Source organism: Psychrobacter proteolyticus, from assembly GCF_003350005.1.
Lineage (GTDB): Bacteria > Pseudomonadota > Gammaproteobacteria > Pseudomonadales > Moraxellaceae > Psychrobacter > Psychrobacter proteolyticus.
In genome coordinates this window covers 109102-127707 of sequence record NZ_QLKS01000005.1, presented here as the reverse complement: position 1 = coordinate 127707, position 18606 = coordinate 109102, and the positions used below count along the sequence as shown (strand labels likewise).

The following is an 18606-nucleotide window of genomic DNA, read 5'->3' as shown; positions in this document are numbered from 1 at the left end:
ATGCCAGCAGCACAATTTTAGCAATAACGACGCCCTTATTTATATAACTAACTCTAACTATAGATTGAACTGAGAGCATGGTTTGCTGCTAACGCACATGCAAAAAAGCCATCGCCGTCATGACAGCATCGTTATAAGCATCGTGCGCGCCCAGTTCAGGAATGTTGTAATGGGCTAGGATACGATTCAGATGTTGGGCTTGGCCAGAAAGCCCTTGGGTGTGACCACTGATACGCCGACTGTACAGGTGCCGCAAATCTATAACTTCGTTTGGTAGCGAGGTTCCCATATAGCGTTTGACCAAAGGATTCAAAAAAGCCATGTCTAGCTGTGTGCAGAATCCAACGATTGGTCGATTACCTATGAATGGTAGCAGCAGTGCCAACATATCATCGTAATTCATGCCATGTTCAACATCGGCGGTACGCAAGCCATGAATGACAATAGTGTCGCGGTCTGGCATTACAGGAGGTCTGCAAACCAAATGCATGCCATTACCTGTGTCGATGGTATTGCCATTAATATGTATCACTGCCACAGACAGCAGGTGATGCTTCTTGGGGTTCAGCCCTGTCATCTCGCAATCAATCGCCACCCACTGCTCAGCCGAAGGTGTCGTAAACATTGAGGCCAGCTCTGGACGCTGTAATTGCGTCTTTTGCCAAGCGCAAGATAACTGCTGTAACCAGCTCATGTTGGTTGCTCATCCGTCTATGTTGTTTTTGTATTTATAAAATCTCTCTATTCATGAAGCCTCTGTATTAAGACTGCCATATTTATACGATTTCTAACTGATAGTGTTGACGCAATTGATTCTTAAAACTTTTGACTACGGCCAGACACTCTTTTAGCAGGTCACGTTCAAGTGCAGTCAAAGTCGTTGGATCCACTTGCCGTGCATGCTTATCATCGGTTGAGAGCGCCACAGATAAGCGCTGCGCCATAAAAAACTCTAGCGCTTCTAGTAGAGTATCGGCGCGCTCTTGGGTCATAGCACTAACCTGTACCAAGGACTTTAAACGCGCCTTGGTACTAGGCACGTCGGGCACATTGTTTTCTAATGCTAAGGTACGTATGCCATGCACCAAGGGAAATATACCAGCTTTTTTTAGGTCGATATCAGATGATGCTGGTTTACCACCCAATAAAGGTACAAACTTTTGCCACCATTGATTAACATCGCCAAACTGTAGCGCTGCCCGCGCAAACTGCCTGACAAACATAGGATCTGCTTGTTGATGAGCAAGCTTTAAATGCTGACGTATTTGAGTAAGCAGTGACTCATCGCCGCAGACGTATTCACCATCTAGTATCGCAGACAAGTAAATACCATGCATCGGGTCAGAGTTCCTAAACCATAGGTTAATTTGTGCAGTGAATGGCTTGAGCGGTTGTCGCCACATAGGATTGCTCATCATAATATTGCCATCACACAGTGGGTAGCCAAGCGTTGCTAAATGGCTATTAAAAGTATCAGTGAACTGTGCTAAATCAGGGTGTGTATAGCCATCGCGAATGATGAGCGCGTTGTCCTGATCGGTACGCATGATTTGCTCACCGCGACCTTCTGAACCCATAACGATAAGGCAGGTATTGGCCATCACTTCATCAGGTACGATTAGCTGCCATAGCTTGGTAAACACCTGCGCATTTAGCGTCTGTACCATACGACTGATATTACCGATTTTGACACCATTGTGATGCTGTGCACGAATATAGCGCCCGATCAGCTCAACAGTGGTATCTAGGCTCGATAAGTCTTGTGCCTGTTCGATTTGAATGCTAATTAGCTGCGAATGATGACCAATATGAGCGAGCATATCGCTTTGCCCAAGTACTCCGACGACATTGCCACTCTTATCGATGACTGGCAGTCTATGAATACGATAGCGAGTCATGGTCAGCAGCGCATCGCCAATCTCATCACTGGCTTTGATCGTGCGCAGATTAAAATTAGCATAGCGCTGGCAAGGAGTAGTAGCAGGATCTTGTTTATCACTTACAGCACGACAAATATCAGTATCGGTCAAAATCCCTAAGAGTAATCTTGTCTCAAGTTGCGCTGTTTGTGTACCATCTAAACTACTTAAGTCATCTAAATCACATAAGCCATGTAGCGGTCGGACCAGCACATGTTTCAATCCAGCTTTGGTCATGATGCTGGCCGCTTCGTACAAGCTATCATTGGCATCGACGATATGGACTGGTAACAGATGAACATCTGTCACTGGCTGCAGCATGATTTGCTGTACTTCTTGTTGGTTGGTATAGCTGGCAGGATCTAGCGTTTTATTATGACGTCGTTGACGCAATGCTTTTAATCGTTCAGGCAGCTTGTCTGATAGCATTTGGCGTACCAGATGATTTTGCGCGCTGATTTTATCGATAGCGGTGCCAGCGACTTGGAGCAGTAACGTCTCTTCACTGGCTCGGAATTGATAGGGCTGTATAGGTGTACTTTCAGGCTCTAGCTGATTATCCTTGGCAAGTGATTCAGGCAGGCGGCGACTATCAAACCAATCATTATTGTTCAGACCGTCAGCGTGATTACTACCTACATAGGACGCGACAAATTCACCATCTAGTGATTGCTCGATTTGCCCTTTGATGACGACATATAGACATTGCAGTTCTTCTACAGGCAAGCTTTCATTTTTGGCAAGGTAGCGTATCTGGGTATTTTTTCTAATGCTTTGACGCTCAGCTAAGCTCAATACATCGAAGGGCGGTTGGCTAAAATCAAGATGGGGCATGGCATCATCCTTGATGGCATATTTTCGGTATAGACTTTACTATAGCATTAATAAAACAAAAAGCCTCCAATAACCCTATTTATATTGTGGTTATTGGAGGCTTTTTAATATAGAGACATTTATCTCAGCTACATTAGATTTTTCTAATTAGCTTTAAGCACCTAATAATTTGCGGATACGACTGATTGCTTCTCGGCTCTCATCGACACTCGCGACCAAAGCGATACGCCCATAACCTTGTCCAGGATTATGACCATCAACTTCACGTGACAAATAACGTCCTGCCAATGCATGAATATTGGCTTGCTCATACAACGCCTTGACAAAAATTTCATCATCACCGCCGAACTGCTCAGGTACTTTGACCCAGAAGTAGAACCCAGCATCAGGCATGCGTAACTCTAGCAATTCCCCAAGCTCAGACATCCATAGGGCAAACTTCTCTTGGTATAGCGCTCGATTATGAGCGACGTGTTTTTCGTCTTGCCATGCAGCGATAGAGGCCAGCTGATGTGGTATCGGCATCGCACAACCTTGGTAAGTACGATATTGCAAATAAGCCTGCAAAATTTTGGCATCACCAGCCACAAACCCAGAGCGCAAACCCGGTAAGTTCGAACGTTTAGATAAAGAGTGGAACACAATACAGTTTTTGAAATCACGGCGACCAAGGGCCGCACAAGCTTGAAGCAATCCAATCGGTGCTGTATCAAAATACAGCTCGCTATAACACTCGTCACTGGCAATAATAAAACCGTACTGATCTGACAGACGAATGAGGTATTCCCAGTCATCCATTGTCATGACGGAGCCTGTTGGATTGTTTGGACTACAGGCAAACAATAGCTGCGTACGCGTCCAAACGTCTTTTGGTACCGCGCGATAGTCACCTTTGTAGTCATTATCTGATGTACAAGGGACAAAATAAGGCGTTGCCTGTGCCAGTATCGCTGCGCCTTCATATATCTGATAAAAAGGGTTGGGCATGACAACCGTAGGCGATGTATTGGGTGCTAGAGAATTGCTCTCTTTGTCAGCTACATCATGATCAACGACCGCTTGTACAAAGCTAAAAATCGCTTCACGCGTACCCATCACGGGTAATACTTGAGTATTGGCATCGACGTGATTAAGAAAAAACCGCTTCTCTAACCAGTGGGCGATAGTTTGACGTAGCTCAAACATACCGTTTGTGGTTGGATAACGACTTATTTTGTCCAAGTTTTCGCGTAGGACGTCCAGCACAAATGCAGGGGGCTCATGTTTTGGCTCACCAATACCGAGCTTTATTTCACTGTAACCGTTGGCAGGCTTGCTATCAGCAAGCAATGTTGCCATCTTTGCGAATGGATAAGGATGTAGATGCTTTAAGTTGTGATTCATAAGTGTGATAACTATAATAGACAATTAATAATAAAGTTATAAAGAAAATTTACATTAGAGCAGTGTAGCACTTCTCTAATTTTTTGTCCTTTTCTTCTTATATCGTGAATAGGCATTTACCAAGCGTAAGCTATTCGTTGTATGACTACCAAATAGGTAGTCGCTCAAAAGTCTTTTGAACCTTTCATAATGTATAACCTATAACAATATAAAAAATGACTACATCACAAACGTGGTAGATCGTTTTAAGGATAGTTTGATATGTCTAGTGTGCTAAATAATGATGATCTCATCACTAAAGATATCAATAATAAAAATTTTGATGATAGTCCACAGCGCTCCAAATTATATAAACTCCTCAAAGAGCGTGAGCAGTGCTGGTGGCAAGCCCGTCAGCAAATGATCGGCCGTCAAGAAAAGAAAATTTTTTGGTATGGTGAAAACAGCCTAATTATGTGGCTACTATGGCAGCTAGTCGGTTATGTGATAGTGGCGATGGCTTTGATGATGCTCAATAATGTCTTTAGTATCTCGTTACCGCTATGGCAGTATATTTCTTTGTTTATGATACAGACCCTACTTTTTGTCAGCGCGCTTGCTGCTAAAAGCCAGTTAGCAAACAAGCTGCAACGTAAAATAGATAATGATGAGCTGATGCATGAAGAGGCGCTCAATGAAATGATTATTTTGGCAGAGGACAGTCTTTATCCTGATGTGCATGCCAAATCGCCTATTTCTCTGGAAGCGTTAGACAATTATCTAGATGGACAGTTTCACTTAGCAAGCTTGCAGTGCCTGCTACAAAGAGAGGTCGAAGTAGGGCGTTTAATCATGGAGCAACAGCCACCCGAAGTAGGTATTTTGCCGCCAGAGCTGGCTGATGATGAACTGAATGAACATGCCAGCGAGATAACTTATAGAAGTACGCTATAGAAGCACATTACAAATAAAAGCACGTTCTTTAACGTGCTTCTATAATCTCTATTAATTAAACTCCTAAAGCCTACCACTCTCCAAAGATAGCCGCCATTTAAAGACAGCTACTACTTAAAGACAACCAATATTCAAGCACAGCTATTTAGTCATCATCAACTATAAGCCAAGCTGTTATTGTCTTTCTGAACAGTAAGACTGGCTAATAGCGCTGCCTTTAATGCCTCCAGTCTATCAGGTGAGAGTGGCTTATCGTTTTGATCACTGATATAAAACATATCCTCTGCACGCTCACCTAAAGTAGTGATACGCGCAGCATGTACTTCGATTTGCTCTTGCAAGAAAACTTGCCCAACTCGCGCCAACAACCCTGGCTGATCAAGCGTTTCTAAGCTCATGATGTGCTGGTCTGATGCTTCATTGAATTCGAAGTTAATCACCGTTTTCACTTCAAAGTGTCTTAACTGACGTGGCATACGCTTGTTCGTCAGTTTAAGCACAGTAGGATCTTTGAACGAGTCAATTAAGCGCTGCTTTAGCTCTTGTTGGCTGTCTTCATCGACCAGCAATGTGCCACTAGGATCTAGCAATACATAAGAATCCAAAGCAAAGTCACGGGTCGCTGTGATAATGCGTGCATCTAGAACATCAAGATTCATTTGATCAAACACCGCCATGGTGACGGCAAACAGGTTCATCTGATCTTGGGTGTAAACAAAGACCTGTACCGCATCAAGCGCCAATTCGCGATGCTCACGCAAAACGACCAATGGTGGACTGTCAGCATTAGAAGCCAATCCAATCGGCGGATGATTCAAAATAGCTTCGGTATGCCATAAGATATCTTCTGCAATTTCTCGCAAGAAATACTCATCGCCCAAGTCATCCCATAGACGCAATACTTCATCGCGGTTCATATGCTGATTATTGACATTATCCAGCATCGTCAAGGCTTGCGTACGTGTAGCACTAATCATATCTTGACGATTAGTAGGCGCATCGATATCAGCGCGCAAGATGCGCCGTGTCTGCGAGTATAACTGTTTCATGAGGGTCGCCCGCCAGCTGTTCCATAGCTGTGGGTTGGTCGCATTCATATCAGCCACCGTCAGTACATACAGATGGTTTAGATGAGTCACATTACCAATGAGATCAGAGAAGATAGTGACTACTTCAGGGTCTGAGATATCTTTTTTCTGTGCAGTAATCGACATGAGAAGGTGATAGCGTGTGAGCCAACCAACCAAGTTTGCATCCGCCAAGCTCATACCATGCGATAAACAAAACTCAATCGATTCGGTTTGACCAAGCTCACTGTGATCGCCGCCACGGCCTTTAGCAATATCATGGAACATCGCTGCCAGTACCAAAATCTCTTTACGCTCGATACGCTGAAAGATAGCGCTGACCAGCGGAAACTCTTCGTGAAAGGTCGGATCTGTAAATCGATGCAAAATTCTAATCAAAAATAAGGTATGCGCATCTACCGTATATCGATGGAACAAGTCATATTGCATGAGGCCGGTGACTTGCGCAAAAGCAGGAATATAGTTACCCAATACTCCATAGCGATTCATGGTACGTAGACGATGAAACAGGTAGTTTTGTTCTTTTAGATTCGATAAAAACAATGTTTTGTGAGTAGGGTTGTCTCTATATATCTGATCGATGCCTCGCGCGGCAATTTTGAGTGCGCGCAAAGTATGGGTGCGAACTTTATCGATGCCGTGCTGACCCATCAATAAAAACATCTCTAAGATAGACTCAGGGTGCTGTGCAAAAACTCGATGATGCGCAATGGCAATCTGGTTGCCAATACGGTTGAACCGTGCATTTATAGGCTGTTTTTTTGGACGTTCATCGTCAGGTAGCTGCGGCTCTATGATCGTTTCATAATAATGATTGGTCAGCATCTCGGACAACGTTGATATTTGCATCGCACAGCGATAATAGTCGCGCATAAACCGTTCGACCGCAGCATTAGGCTGGTCATCAGGTTGGGTCTCGTAGCCCATTAGCTGAGCGATCTCGCGTTGATAATCAAACAACAGCTTGTTTTCATTACGGCCCGTCAGTACATGCAAGTAATGACGAATTTGCCATAAATACCCTTCGGCAAAGCTTAACTCATCAAACTCTTTTTCAGTTAAAAAGTTCTGTTGCACCAAATCATATAGCTTGCTCACGCGAAAATAACGCTTGGTGACCCAGCCGATGATATGGATATCACGTAGCCCGCCCGGTGCTGTTTTGATATTGGGTTCAAGATTGTACTCGGTGGCATTGTGCTGCAGGTAACGCGCTTTGGATTCTTCCATTTTTACATCAAAAAAGGCGCGAGGAGACCACTGTTTATTGACGATTTGAGCGGGCATGTCTTGCAATGCTTCGTTGCCGATTAGGAGTCGAGCCTCTAGCTGAGCACTGGCAATCGTATGGTCAAGCGCGGCCTCTAGCGCATCATTGACACTACGTACAGAGAGCGCAGGCTCTAGTCCTATATCCCATAGTAGAGCGACCAATTTATCGATTTTACCACTGGCATCAGCACCTATTTCACCAGGAGACAGGAGTAAAATATCGATGTCTGAATAAAGCGATAGCTCACCGCGCCCGTAACCACCAGTCGCAAAAAACGCCAAATCAGTCTTATCTAACTCAAACGATTTGAATAATGCAATCAATAGGCTGTCGATAGCGCAAGCACGTGCTGCAACCAGTTGGCGAATATTAGTACCACGTTCTAGTGAGCGGCTGATATCGTCGTTGATTTGTGCCAACCATTCAGGAATGCCAAGTAGATTCTTGTCTGTCACATTTTTGGCTGACAATGGGGATGGGTCTGTCGCCACCTCACTTGGTAGTATCGGTAAAGGCGTCAAATCAACAGAGGCGATATCACAATTAAACATGAGTGTTATCCAGTTAAGAGTTTAGAAGTAGAACGTTTGAGCTGAGCGCTATTGGGCAACTAATGTGCTGATGGCTGATAAAAATTACGAATAGCATGTACCAATAAAGGTGCTGATAAATATATCAATAGAAGTTATCAGGTCATCTGAGTATAAAGACAAAGTGCCTATAAGCACAATACTCAATATGCCCTAATTAAAGACCAAAAAAAAGACCGCCTAAGCGATCTTTGATTGTACTACTGCGTCAAAAAACTTAAATCTTCTTCGGGGCGAGTGGTAAACACTTCACAACCATTGTCTGTTACGACCATGGTGTGCTCCCATTGAGCAGACAGTTTGCGATCTTTAGTAATCGCCGTCCACTCATCAGGCAAAATCTTAGTTTGCCACGTGCCTTGGTTAATCATAGGCTCGATGGTAAACGTCATACCTGTTTTTAGCTCAAAACCAGTGCCTTTTTTGCCATAGTGCATGACTTGTGGCTCATGGTGGAATTCATCACTGATACCATGACCACAGAACTCGCGAACGATACTAAAGCGCTCAGGCTCGACAACGGCCTGAATAGCAGCACCGACATCACCTAAGCGAGCACCGTTCTTGACCACGCTCATACCTGCATAAAGAGCATCTTGTGCCACTTTGCAAATACGCTGTGCCATGATAGAGCCGTTGCCGACGATCCACATCTTTGAGGTATCGCCATAGTAACCATCTTTGATAACAGTCACGTCGATGTTGATAATATCACCATCTTTCAGCAGCTTGTTTTCAGTTGGGATACCGTGACAGACAACATGGTTGACTGAGGTACAGATAGATTTTGGAAAACCATTATAGTTCAGCGGGGCAGGGATAGCCTGCTGCACATTAACAATATAGTCATGAGCGATCTGATTGAGTGCTTCGGTACTGACACCCACTTTGACATGCTCATCGAGCATGACAAGGACATCACTAGCGAGTTTGCCGGCCACACGCATTTTCTCTATGGCTTCTGGGGACTGGATAAGAGATTTTTTAGTCATCATCGTATATCTTATAATTATGGGTTCATTGTGGATAGTATGGGTTCATTGTGGATAGATTATACCATAAACGTAATAGTGACACTTTTACGTTAAATGATAGCTAACCTATCATTATCATTGATAATAATTGCTTTACAGCATGGCTAAGGCTTATATGACTCATTAGTCAGACTAATATATTCATATTTTGACAAATTAGTTGAATGTTGCAGAATATATAAGTAATGTAAATTTGCCTGCTAACGGAATGAGCAGCAATTTTCACTGTATTTGTGCAGTGAAAATAACCAAATTAATGATAACAAGGATGTTGTTATGACGCTTTCTTTGTACATTCGTGCAGCCCTCACACCAAAGACATTGTTACCAATACTGGGTTCAATCAGTGCTGGTGTTCTCCTAATGACCATACAAACCACTTCTGCTCAAGCTGCAGGACAATACTATAATTGTGCCAATGCTAACGGTTGCAAGTTGGTGGACAGTAAATACTTCACTTCTAGTTACACTAAAACTCAATATCCAGTCGTCTTGGCACACGGGCTTGGCGGCTTCACAACGCTATTTGGGGTCATTGATTATTTCAACGGGATTCCTGAAGACTTGATGAAAGGTGGCTCAGAGGTATATACCACCAAAACGTCAGCGGTCAATAACAGCGAAGTTCGAGGTGAGCAACTGCTACAACAGGTCAAGACCATTGCCGCGATTTCAGGTGAGTCTAAAGTTAATTTGTTTGGACACAGTCAGGGCGGTATAGATATCCGTTATGTTGCTGGCGTCGCGCCAAAGTACGTGGCTTCAGTAACTGCGGTATCAAGCCCAGAGCAAGGATCAAAAACTGCTGATTTTGTTAAAAATGTCCTTGAGCCAAATAATACTTCTGGAGAGCCATCTAATGTCACCACCCAGCTAGTATCAGGTGTGTTTAATTTGATCGGTGGCTTTACAGATATTGGTTCTGGTATCAGTTTCAATCAAATTCAACAACAAGATGGCTGGCAAGCGCTCGTGGCTCTATCGACCGATGGTGCTGCTAAGTTCAATGCCAAATTTCCTGCAGCGATGCCAAAAAACTATTGTGGTCAACCGACTAGTACTGCGGTCAATGGCATCAAGTATTATTCATTTAGCGGTGTTGGGCAAATAACGAGTGCACTTGACCCTAGCGATTACCTATTAGCCGCAACGGGCGTACCGTTTGCAGGTGAGTCTAATGATGGATTGGTATCTGCTTGCTCAAGTCGTCTTGGCTATGTGATTCGTGATAATTATAGAATGAACCATTTGGATTCCGCTGATCAAGTCTTGGGTCTGACGGCATGGGGAGAGTCTGAGCCAAAATCTATCTATCGTACTCAGGTAAACCGTCTGAAAAACGCCAACCTATAAGCTGAACTACAAAACAAGAATGCTCATTAATTGAGAAATATCGTTTATGTCAAATAACCGCCGTCCAACCTATGCAACAATTGCTATCATCGCCGTGGTTATCATTGCCACAGCGGCGGTTATTTTGTGGTTCAAGCCTAGTAACGATGTAAATTCAGCTTCAATCAAATCCTCCGTCTCTGATAATGAGAGTAGCGAGTCAGTGATAACTGAGTTGGCTGCGGGACAAGTCGTGAAAGCGACAACGCCACCCAGCCAGTCTCAATTTGTCACAGGATTAGAAAATTTACCACGCTCATTAAAGGGCACCCAAGTTGATGGTGAAATCATCATCGATGAAAATAAACAGTTAGTCGTCACTGAAGGTCTGCGACGTTTGTTTGATTATTTTTTATCAGCCCTAGGTGAGGAAGAAGAAGCGGTTATATTTGCCCGTGTGGAGAGTTATATTCGCCATCACACACCAGAGCCTGCCGCTAGCCAAGCGGTCACTATTTTTAATCAATATGTTGCTTATCTTAAAGCACTTCCTGAGATAGAGAAGCGCTACGGTAATCTGCAATTACAGGCGACCAAAAGTGGTGAGCTGGATTTGAACGCAGTTGCCCAACAAAAACAAGACATTGCTAATCTACGACAGCAGTACTTTGATAAGCAAACCATCACAGCATTTTTTGGTGCAGAGGATGACTACGATAACTATAGTATAGAGATGGTCAGAATTGACCAAAATAAGCAGATGTCTGACGTACAAAAACAAGCTGCCCGTCAGGACTATATCAGTCGATTGCCAGAGAATGCGACTAAAAGCAATATCATCCAACAAGCCAATATTAGCGAGTTGATGACTCGCACTGAACAGATGAAAGCTCGTGGTGCAACGCCTGAGGAGTTATATAATATGCGCCGAGAGCTAGTAGGCGCACCAGCAGCAGAAAGGCTGGCACAAGTAGATCAAGACGATGCTAATTTTGACCAACGCTTCACCCAGTATGAAACTCAAAAAAATCGCTTATTAAGCCAAGGTGTTGATACAGCTCAAGCGCAAATTCAAATCAATCAGCTTGAACAGCAACTATTTAATGACACTGAACGTAAGCGTTTAGATGGTTATGCGGCATTGCAACGTCAGCAAGCTGTCAATAATCCCTAATTATCGTCAATAATCCCTAATTATCGTCAATAGTTACCGTCACTAGCTATCGTCAATAACCATCAATAACCATCAATAACCATCGTTGATACGGATAGATAGAGTGAGCAAGATTATAGTTAGCAGCTCATTTAGGTGCTGGCAAGGGCAAGTAGCTAGATATTTGCAAAGTAATACAAAATGCATTCCGAATAACTACCCAGTTTATGATGACACCTCCCTGTGAGTCATGCACAATATTGCCATTGTTTAGAGCATTAAATAAAACAATAAATGAATCATAATAAATCTGAGCTTTTACTATATCTATTAGAGCTTATCGCTTGTCTATTAGAGCTAATGGCTCATGCAGATAGAATGTCTAGTAAAAGTATCGGATGCAATAAAGCGAGGAGTTGATATGAAGAACATGACTAAAGTAATGATGGCCGCGACATTGGCAGTTGGTACACTTGCTGCGGGTTGTCAGACGACGAGTTTGCCTGCGCCAGTCAGTCAGCCAGTCACTGCAGATGTCTTGCAAGCACACAACTGGCAACTCGTTGATGCCAAACGTAGCAATGGTGAAAAAGTAACGCAGCTATTTTTTGACCCAGCCAAGCCGTTAACGTTGAATTTTATGAATGATAACGGTAGAGATTACGTGGCATTTATGAATACCTGTAATAGCATGGGCGCTGGATATAGTGTCGAAAACGCTGAGGTAGAGATTAAAAACGGCATCAGTACTATGATGGCATGTCCTGAACCGCAAGCCAGCTTTGATACTGCCACACTAGCCACTGTAAAAGGTAAGTATAGCCTTAGTAAGAATGCCAACAATGTACCTATTTTGACTATCAAAAACGATGATCAAGTCGCTTATTTTAAGGCCGTTGCGAAGTAGCTTAATGATTGAGTAAACAGTTTGACTGGTTCGTGAACTTAAGCAATTAGAGTTACTTGTCTGAAGTTACTCATTTAAAACTAATCATTTAAAACTAATCATTTAAAACTAATCATTTAAAACTAATCATTTAAAATTGCTTATTTGAAGTTGCTTATTTGAAGTTGCTTTTCTCGAAACGCAAAATGCCTCGCTATCAAGTGAGGCATTTTTTTATCCAAAGTTTGACTCAGTTTAGGCTACACTAGAGCCATAACCCTATAATACCTTTGATATCGTAAGATATTAGCTATGGCTTTGAGTCTGCAACAGTGATGATAGTTTTTTAATTATTCACAATACTTTTATCATTAGGATCTATTGGATACCACTCTATGTTTGAAACCATAAAAGTCATTACTACGATAGCGATAGTTACCGTCCTCACTGGCTGTCAGACATTACCTAATACTTCAGTAAAAAAGCCAACCAGTACAGTCGAGACCAATCCGCTGACTGCACGTATGCCAGCGATTGATCGCCGAGGATATATTGCTTATATAGAAGAGCAGGGCGCAGGTACGGCGAAAGTATCGACACTGTATAGTATCCGTCCTGACGGTAGCGATCGCCAGCTAATCGATCAGCTTAATGGCTATATCTATGCGCCAGCATGGTCGGCAGACGGACAACTGCTTGCCTATAGCAAACAAGCCCCACGTGAGCATCCCAAAATTTATATTTATGATCGTAGTAGCAATACGCGCAACCTAGTGGTAAATGCTGAAGGCAGCAATATGTCAGCGTCATTTTCACCCGATGGTCAAGATTTGCTTTATAGCTCTACTGTTGGTGGTAATGCTGATATCTATAAGATGCGTCTGAGTGATGGTAATACTCAGCAGTTAACGACTCTGCCGAGTACAGAGGTACAGCCAAGTTACGCTGCTGATGGCAAGAGCTTTGTCTATACCAGTGATAAAGTCCGTGCTGGACGACCACGAATTTATCGTTATGACTTCGCTACGGGTAATGCGACAGCTGTATCAACAAATGGGTATGTGGCCAGTCCTCAGCTTAGCTTAGATGGTCAGCGTATGGCCTACTTAAATGGTCGCAAGGCGGCTGTCATGACCTTGGCGACTGGGCAAGTGATCAACTTGGCAGAAACAGGGCTTGATGAACCTGCACGTCTATCTCCCTCTAGCAATTATGCCGTCTATCCAACTCGCCGCTTGAATGTGGGCGGGCAAGCAGCAGGCCAAAGTAGTGGTAGTCTAGTCATCCATTCGCTGTCGGGCAATACTAGCTACGCCATCAGCGGTCAAAATGGTGGAGTCGTGCGCTCACCGATATGGGGTCGTTAGTGTATTAAACGCATATCGAAATTCTAATATTTAATTCAAAAATAAGATAAATCTGAGGATAACAACGTATGGCGCATAAAAAGAAGAATGTTCGCAAAAAACTTTGCCCTGTCTGCGAGCGCGAGTTTAGCTGGACTAAGAAGCTGGATAAAAACTGGGAGAGCATGGTCTATTGCTCAGACCAATGCCGACGAGTGAAAAAGTATGAAGGGCTAGATCATCAAAAGTAAGATTTCACCACAACGCAAATAGTTAGAAGTGGATGGGAGCAAATAATGGCACATAAAAAAGTAAACTTACCGCAAAAAACCTGCCCTGTCTGCCAGCGCCCATTTACATGGCGTAAGAAGTGGGAGAAAGACTGGGAGCAGGTGATTTATTGTTCTGAGCGGTGTCGGCGAGGGAAGGGTCGTGATTCTAACTAGCCCTATAATAATCTTAGGATGTAGTTAGTAAGCCATATTACAAGAGATTTGAGGGTCAGCTATGTATGCTATACATGAAGATATAAAAAAGCTTTGTAAGGAAGGAGTAATTGGTTTTTATAAAGGTTTAGAAGTTATAACCATATTTGGCTTTAATAAAGAAGAAAAAATTGTTTTCAACGTTTTAACAGTAGTAGTTGCTGTGGAGTACGATATAGATATAAACAAAAAACCAGAAATTTTAAATGAAAAGAGATTAGAGATAAAGGGAAGTAGCTCCATTTCTTTTGGTATACAACGCCAGTATATAGAGTTTGATAAATTTTATGAAAATATAACTGCGTTGAAAGAAACAGAAGTATGGAGCGTTAGCGGAACAGATTTATTTGTAGGTAGTATCGAAGAAATTGGAAGGAAATTTGCTCCTTCAGACTCTACCATAGGAATACCGCTTAATAATATTCTCAAAAATAACTACTTTAGTGGTAGCTATGTATACGAATGGTTTAATGTAGAAAAATCTCATCTTAAATTTTTATTTGAAAAACCTGCATTACTACAAGAATTGTCATCTAAAGTAAGCCATTATCTACCATTAGGAATTGCTAGTTTATCTGATAAACTTGGAAATTTAATATTACAATTACCTATTTCAATTATCCATTCTAAAATCAGCCATCAAAAATTAGGTTCGAATTTAGATTGTGAGATTTATTGGCACATCAAAGCGGATATACATAAGCGAGAATTACAGCTATATTTGATAGCTGAAAATGATAGTATTTATCCTGAATTTTACTCAATTGATGTTAGCGAGGGAAAGTATCCTATAAAAATGCAGCATGAAGGTTTCAACCATAGATACTTCATATGGGATAGAAAAAATGAAATACTACTTTCAGCGTCAGACCTCACAGGATTCATTTCGAGTATAAATATGGATATCGGAATGTTGAGAAGTGAACCTAGAGTTTTTAAAACGTTAACGGGAGTTGCAAAACAGCAAAGAGTTAACGTGCAAATATCTTCAAATAATGATATAGAATCAAAAAATGCTAGTAATAAATCTATTGAAAACTTTCAAATATCTAGGGTGTTCGAAAAAGAGCGGGGTGACTTACTTAGAAGAAAGGAGTTTATTCAATACCATAAAGGTGATGAATACAGAGCATTACTCGATTTGCGTTACTTAATTAATGAATATGGACAAAAAGGGGTTTGGTTGTGGGACCCTTACCTCTCAGCTAATGATGTTTTGAATACATTGTTCTTTTGTGAACACTCAAATTCAGAGTTAAAAGCTATAACAATCTTGAATCATCATGAACATGAGAATGAACAGAACTCATGCCCGTTTTTGCCAAAAAGGTTGCTCAATAAAATTTCAAAAAAAGAAATAAATGGTAAAAAAAGGTTGCTCAATAAATTTGAAGCCGATTTAGAAGAAAACTCTGGTAATAAACATGGTTTGAATTTAGAGTTTAGAGCAAAATATGGTAATCATGGTTGGTCATTTCATGATCGTTTTATTATTTTCCCATTTACAGATAGAGGTGCAATGGCTTGGTCTCTTGGAACATCAGTTAATAGTTTAGGACAAAGCCATCATATTTTCCAGAAGGTATCTCATGCACAACTTATTGCTAATTCGTTTGATGAGTTATGGCAGGAGTTGAATGTTGAGGAGTGTTTAGTTTGGAAGTCTTAGATAATAATCACATTTTTTGGGTTCAGGTATTTAAGGATATTAAATATTTTCCAATTATCGAGCCTAAACTTGCTTGTAAAGAGATAATTGCGCTTGATATAGACATTCCATTTAATCTTACTGATGATGAGGTAGATTCAATATATTCAGAACTAAAAAGAGATTTTAGCTGGTTAGAGTCTTTTTACTATAAAATTGAGCAAGGATTGAAAAATAGCTTAACATATGATGAAGTGTTTGAATTAAAAGGACTATGCAATTGGATTTTTAGTCAGTTAAATATTTGGAAAATAGATTCTGATCCTAGCTTCAAAAAAGTTTCATTATGTTTTCTAATTATAAATTTACTTAATATAAATATATGGAGTTATCTTCAAGACGAAATAAATAATACTGAACTTGAAGATGCATTATCGGTACGTATTATCAAATTCAAGACTAATATAAAGTACAATAACAATAGCTTGATATATGAAAAAGAAGCCGTTGAGAAAATGGAGTATTTTATAGATAACAGAGACTGGATAGGGATAACTAACAGCTGGGGGTTCTTTAAAAATCACAGAGCATTTGCATTTCCGAATATTTTTCAATCCCAATGTTTCTTATTGCTAACAGAAATTTGTTTAGATAAACTAATACAATCTTTAGTATTTTATGAAGACTTTTTTTCAATGATGTCACTAGTTAGTAATGAGTTATACCTAGTCGATAGTAGATTTCTGCTTGCCTCAAGAACAAATAACGATTTGCTTAGATTTGCCCTTTTGTTTGATTTAGAATTAAAAAATAATATTGATCTATCTAGCAAACAAGAGATGGTTTTGGCTGAAATTTTTGCAGATATGTGTAGAGATAAAGTTCTAGCGAAAACTTGGTTCAAAATTTTTAATAGGTATCTAATTAGATTCTACTTCTTCTCTGGAGCTTTTGGCATATTTATAGCTAAACATGCGAATGAAGAAGATATAGATATTTACTTGAGTTCACTAGGTGATAGTAAATTTGGACAAAACCTCAGTTATAACTATAGTGAAGATAGAAGGCTACTTACAGAGGTATTTGAAAGATTCGACTCCTTAGCAAGTTTAGAAAAAAGAAAGACATTATGGAATATGGTATATTCTAAATATATTGAACATGGTCTATCGAGTTATGATGGGAGTGATTATATGAATAACCTTTGTTATTCAGTATTTGACTATGCAGTGGTGAGCTATTTTGCAGAGTGTATTGATATTAGTGATCTTGAAAGCAAACTTGCACAAATAAATCAGGAGCTAATTGATATTCACTCAAATTGGACAAATTCTGAAATAGATCTTCGTAGCAAGTTTTATAAGCTAATTTCTTTGTTACAGCCTATCTATCATACAAATTTAGTACTAGAAGAGAAGGTTGAAAAATTGCAGAAAATAGGTTCTTATTACGTTCCACCTCAGCTCGTCAATGATAAAAGAACAAGCCTTATGTTTGGTTTTACGTTAGACGGTTAGCTCTATTCATTAATTCTCTTCATTAGTTCTATATGTAAATAATGAAGAGATCCTTGCTATAAAGAGTCTTTTTATTCTCCAATGTTCTATATTACAAATTTAGATTAAATAAACTCTCAGCCGTTTTCATATCGCAACCTTAATTCTCTTCCACTAATTCTCTTCCACTAATTCTAAAATATGTACAAGCAATAAAACCCCTACCTACTTCGCATCTCTCTTAGCAAAAATATTCGCAACCAACGCACCACTAAAGTTATGCCACACGCTAAAGATCGCACTAGGTAAGGCAGCGACAGGATTGAAATAAGTCGCGGCAAGGGCAGCGCCTAGACCAGAGTTTTGCATACCCACTTCCACCATAATCGCGCGGCGCTGTTTCTCCGTAAATCCAGACAAGCGCGCGATGACATATCCCAAGGTATAACCAGTCATATTATGTAAGGCAACCACGATAAAGACGATAGCACCGCTATCCAATATAGTCGCTTTAGACACTGCAACCACTGCCGCGATGATAATAGAGATACCCAATACCGATACCATCGGTAATACCTCGGTGACGAACTCGATCTTTTTACCCAAAAACTTATGAAAAATAACACCTAGTAATATGGGCAAGATGACGATTTTCGTAATGGTTATCATCATACTGGCCAAATCAATATCAATCAGCTGCCCCGCAAAAACACTGAGCAGAATAGGGGTCAGAAAAGGTGCCAGTAGGGTAGAGATAGAGGTAATCGCCACACTCAAAGCTACATCACCTTTGGCTAAGAACGTAATGACGTTACTAGATGTACCGCCAGGGCAACAGCCAACTAAGATAACGCCGATTGCTATTAAAGGATCAAGGTTGAAAATGACCGTCAATAGGTAAGCAATGAGTGGCATGAGCGTAAACTGCGCTAATAGCCCTACCAGTACAGGCTTTGGTCGTTTGACAATTTCTAGGAAATCTTCCGTCTTGAGCGTCATGCCCATTCCAAACATAATGATGCCAAGTATGGGAACGATTAAAAAAGCTAACGAGGCAAAAAATTCAGGAAAAATAAATCCCAAAACAGCACTGACCAATGCCCAAATTGCAAAAGTTTTGCCAATCCAACTAGAAAGTAATGCAATCTGATTCATAGCCTGTCTCAAAATAATAAAGTAGACAATAATCTAGCATGGTTCTTGTCA

General features: G+C 41.1%; 15 protein-coding genes. 9 read left to right on the top strand and 6 right to left on the bottom strand.

The annotated features are described in order from the left end of the window. Nucleotides 1–88: 88 nt before the first annotated feature. The 3 genes from DXK30_RS11060 to dapC form a co-directional block, all read right to left on the bottom strand. Nucleotides 89–694: a 3'-5' exonuclease gene (locus DXK30_RS11060; protein ID WP_114701727.1), complete on the bottom strand. Its 606-nt coding sequence runs from the start codon at nt 692–694 to the stop codon at nt 89–91. 82 nt (nt 695–776) lie between these two features. Next, nucleotides 777–2753 carry a DUF294 nucleotidyltransferase-like domain-containing protein gene (locus DXK30_RS11055; protein ID WP_114701726.1) on the bottom strand — a complete coding sequence of 659 codons (1977 nt, stop codon included), beginning with the start codon at nt 2751–2753 and terminating at the stop codon, nt 777–779. Between the two features lie 153 nt (nt 2754–2906). Next, complete coding sequence (gene dapC, locus DXK30_RS11050) at nt 2907–4136, bottom strand: succinyldiaminopimelate transaminase (protein ID WP_114701725.1); 1230 nt, start codon at nt 4134–4136, stop codon at nt 2907–2909. A 261-nt stretch (nt 4137–4397) separates the two neighbouring features. Here dapC and DXK30_RS11045 point away from each other — a divergent pair, with 261 nt between their 5' ends. Beyond that, nucleotides 4398–5069, top strand: coding sequence for a hypothetical protein (locus DXK30_RS11045; protein ID WP_114701724.1), 672 nt, complete (start codon nt 4398–4400; stop codon nt 5067–5069). Nucleotides 5070–5224: 155 nt separating this feature from the next. On the opposite strand, the gene glnD is transcribed toward DXK30_RS11045, so the two are convergent. Further along, complete coding sequence (glnD, locus tag DXK30_RS11040) at nt 5225–7981, bottom strand: [protein-PII] uridylyltransferase (RefSeq protein ID WP_114701723.1); 2757 nt, start codon at nt 7979–7981, stop codon at nt 5225–5227. A gap of 239 nt (nt 7982–8220) precedes the next feature. Further along, entirely contained in the window at nt 8221–9012 is a 792-nt protein-coding gene (gene map / locus DXK30_RS11035; RefSeq protein WP_390178040.1) for a type I methionyl aminopeptidase, read from the bottom strand. A 318-nt stretch (nt 9013–9330) separates the two neighbouring features. On the opposite strand from map, the gene DXK30_RS11030 reads away from it, so the two are divergent. From DXK30_RS11030 to DXK30_RS10995, 8 genes are all read left to right on the top strand, one after another. Further along, a complete protein-coding gene (locus tag DXK30_RS11030) occupies nt 9331–10407 on the top strand; it encodes an esterase/lipase family protein (protein WP_114701722.1) in 1077 nt (358 codons plus the stop codon). Between the two features lie 46 nt (nt 10408–10453). Continuing rightward, the gene (locus DXK30_RS11025; RefSeq protein WP_114701721.1) at nt 10454–11560 is read left to right on the top strand and encodes a lipase secretion chaperone; all 1107 of its coding nucleotides are present in this window, start codon (nt 10454–10456) and stop codon (nt 11558–11560) included. 400 nt (nt 11561–11960) lie between these two features. Then, entirely contained in the window at nt 11961–12446 is a 486-nt protein-coding gene (locus DXK30_RS11020; RefSeq protein WP_114701720.1) for an META domain-containing protein, read from the top strand. A 374-nt stretch (nt 12447–12820) separates the two neighbouring features. After that, entirely contained in the window at nt 12821–13792 is a 972-nt protein-coding gene (locus tag DXK30_RS11015) for a PD40 domain-containing protein (RefSeq protein WP_114701719.1), read from the top strand. Nucleotides 13793–13860: 68 nt separating this feature from the next. Continuing rightward, nucleotides 13861–14022, top strand: a complete 162-nt coding sequence (locus DXK30_RS12890; protein ID WP_082624551.1) for a DUF2256 domain-containing protein — start codon at nt 13861–13863, stop codon at nt 14020–14022. A 45-nt stretch (nt 14023–14067) separates the two neighbouring features. Next, entirely contained in the window at nt 14068–14217 is a 150-nt protein-coding gene (locus DXK30_RS11005; RefSeq protein WP_114701718.1) for a DUF2256 domain-containing protein, read from the top strand. A 61-nt stretch (nt 14218–14278) separates the two neighbouring features. Then, nucleotides 14279–15925, top strand: coding sequence for a VPA1262 family N-terminal domain-containing protein (locus DXK30_RS11000; RefSeq protein ID WP_114701717.1), 1647 nt, complete (start codon nt 14279–14281; stop codon nt 15923–15925). After that, nucleotides 15913–17421 carry a hypothetical protein gene (locus DXK30_RS10995; protein WP_114701716.1) on the top strand — a complete coding sequence of 503 codons (1509 nt, stop codon included), beginning with the start codon at nt 15913–15915 and terminating at the stop codon, nt 17419–17421. Before DXK30_RS11000 ends, DXK30_RS10995 begins: the two co-directional genes overlap by 13 nt. 204 nt (nt 17422–17625) lie before the next feature. Here the strand turns inward: DXK30_RS10995 and DXK30_RS10990 are convergent, their stop codons facing one another. Then, on the bottom strand, nt 17626–18555 hold the full coding sequence (locus tag DXK30_RS10990; RefSeq protein ID WP_114701715.1) for a bile acid:sodium symporter family protein: 930 nt from the start codon (nt 18553–18555) through the stop codon (nt 17626–17628). Nucleotides 18556–18606: the final 51 nt, after the last annotated feature.

What these genes read in the sequence shown, in the direction of transcription:
- DXK30_RS11020 (WP_114701720.1), top strand. Translation starts at nt 11,961, where the DNA reads ATGAAGAACATGACTAAAGTAATGATGGCCGCGACATTGGCAGTTGGT.
- DXK30_RS11045 (WP_114701724.1), top strand. Translation starts at nt 4,398, where the DNA reads ATGTCTAGTGTGCTAAATAATGATGATCTCATCACTAAAGATATCAAT.
- DXK30_RS11005 (WP_114701718.1), top strand. Translation starts at nt 14,068, where the DNA reads ATGGCACATAAAAAAGTAAACTTACCGCAAAAAACCTGCCCTGTCTGC.
- map (WP_390178040.1), bottom strand. Translation starts at nt 9,012, where the DNA reads ATGACTAAAAAATCTCTTATCCAGTCCCCAGAAGCCATAGAGAAAATG.
- DXK30_RS11000 (WP_114701717.1), top strand. Translation starts at nt 14,279, where the DNA reads ATGTATGCTATACATGAAGATATAAAAAAGCTTTGTAAGGAAGGAGTA.
- DXK30_RS11030 (WP_114701722.1), top strand. Translation starts at nt 9,331, where the DNA reads ATGACGCTTTCTTTGTACATTCGTGCAGCCCTCACACCAAAGACATTG.
- DXK30_RS10990 (WP_114701715.1), bottom strand. Translation starts at nt 18,555, where the DNA reads ATGAATCAGATTGCATTACTTTCTAGTTGGATTGGCAAAACTTTTGCA.
- dapC (WP_114701725.1), bottom strand. Translation starts at nt 4,136, where the DNA reads ATGAATCACAACTTAAAGCATCTACATCCTTATCCATTCGCAAAGATG.
- DXK30_RS11015 (WP_114701719.1), top strand. Translation starts at nt 12,821, where the DNA reads ATGTTTGAAACCATAAAAGTCATTACTACGATAGCGATAGTTACCGTC.
- DXK30_RS11025 (WP_114701721.1), top strand. Translation starts at nt 10,454, where the DNA reads ATGTCAAATAACCGCCGTCCAACCTATGCAACAATTGCTATCATCGCC.
- DXK30_RS11055 (WP_114701726.1), bottom strand. Translation starts at nt 2,753, where the DNA reads ATGCCCCATCTTGATTTTAGCCAACCGCCCTTCGATGTATTGAGCTTA.
- glnD (WP_114701723.1), bottom strand. Translation starts at nt 7,981, where the DNA reads ATGTTTAATTGTGATATCGCCTCTGTTGATTTGACGCCTTTACCGATA.
- DXK30_RS12890 (WP_082624551.1), top strand. Translation starts at nt 13,861, where the DNA reads ATGGCGCATAAAAAGAAGAATGTTCGCAAAAAACTTTGCCCTGTCTGC.
- DXK30_RS11060 (WP_114701727.1), bottom strand. Translation starts at nt 694, where the DNA reads ATGAGCTGGTTACAGCAGTTATCTTGCGCTTGGCAAAAGACGCAATTA.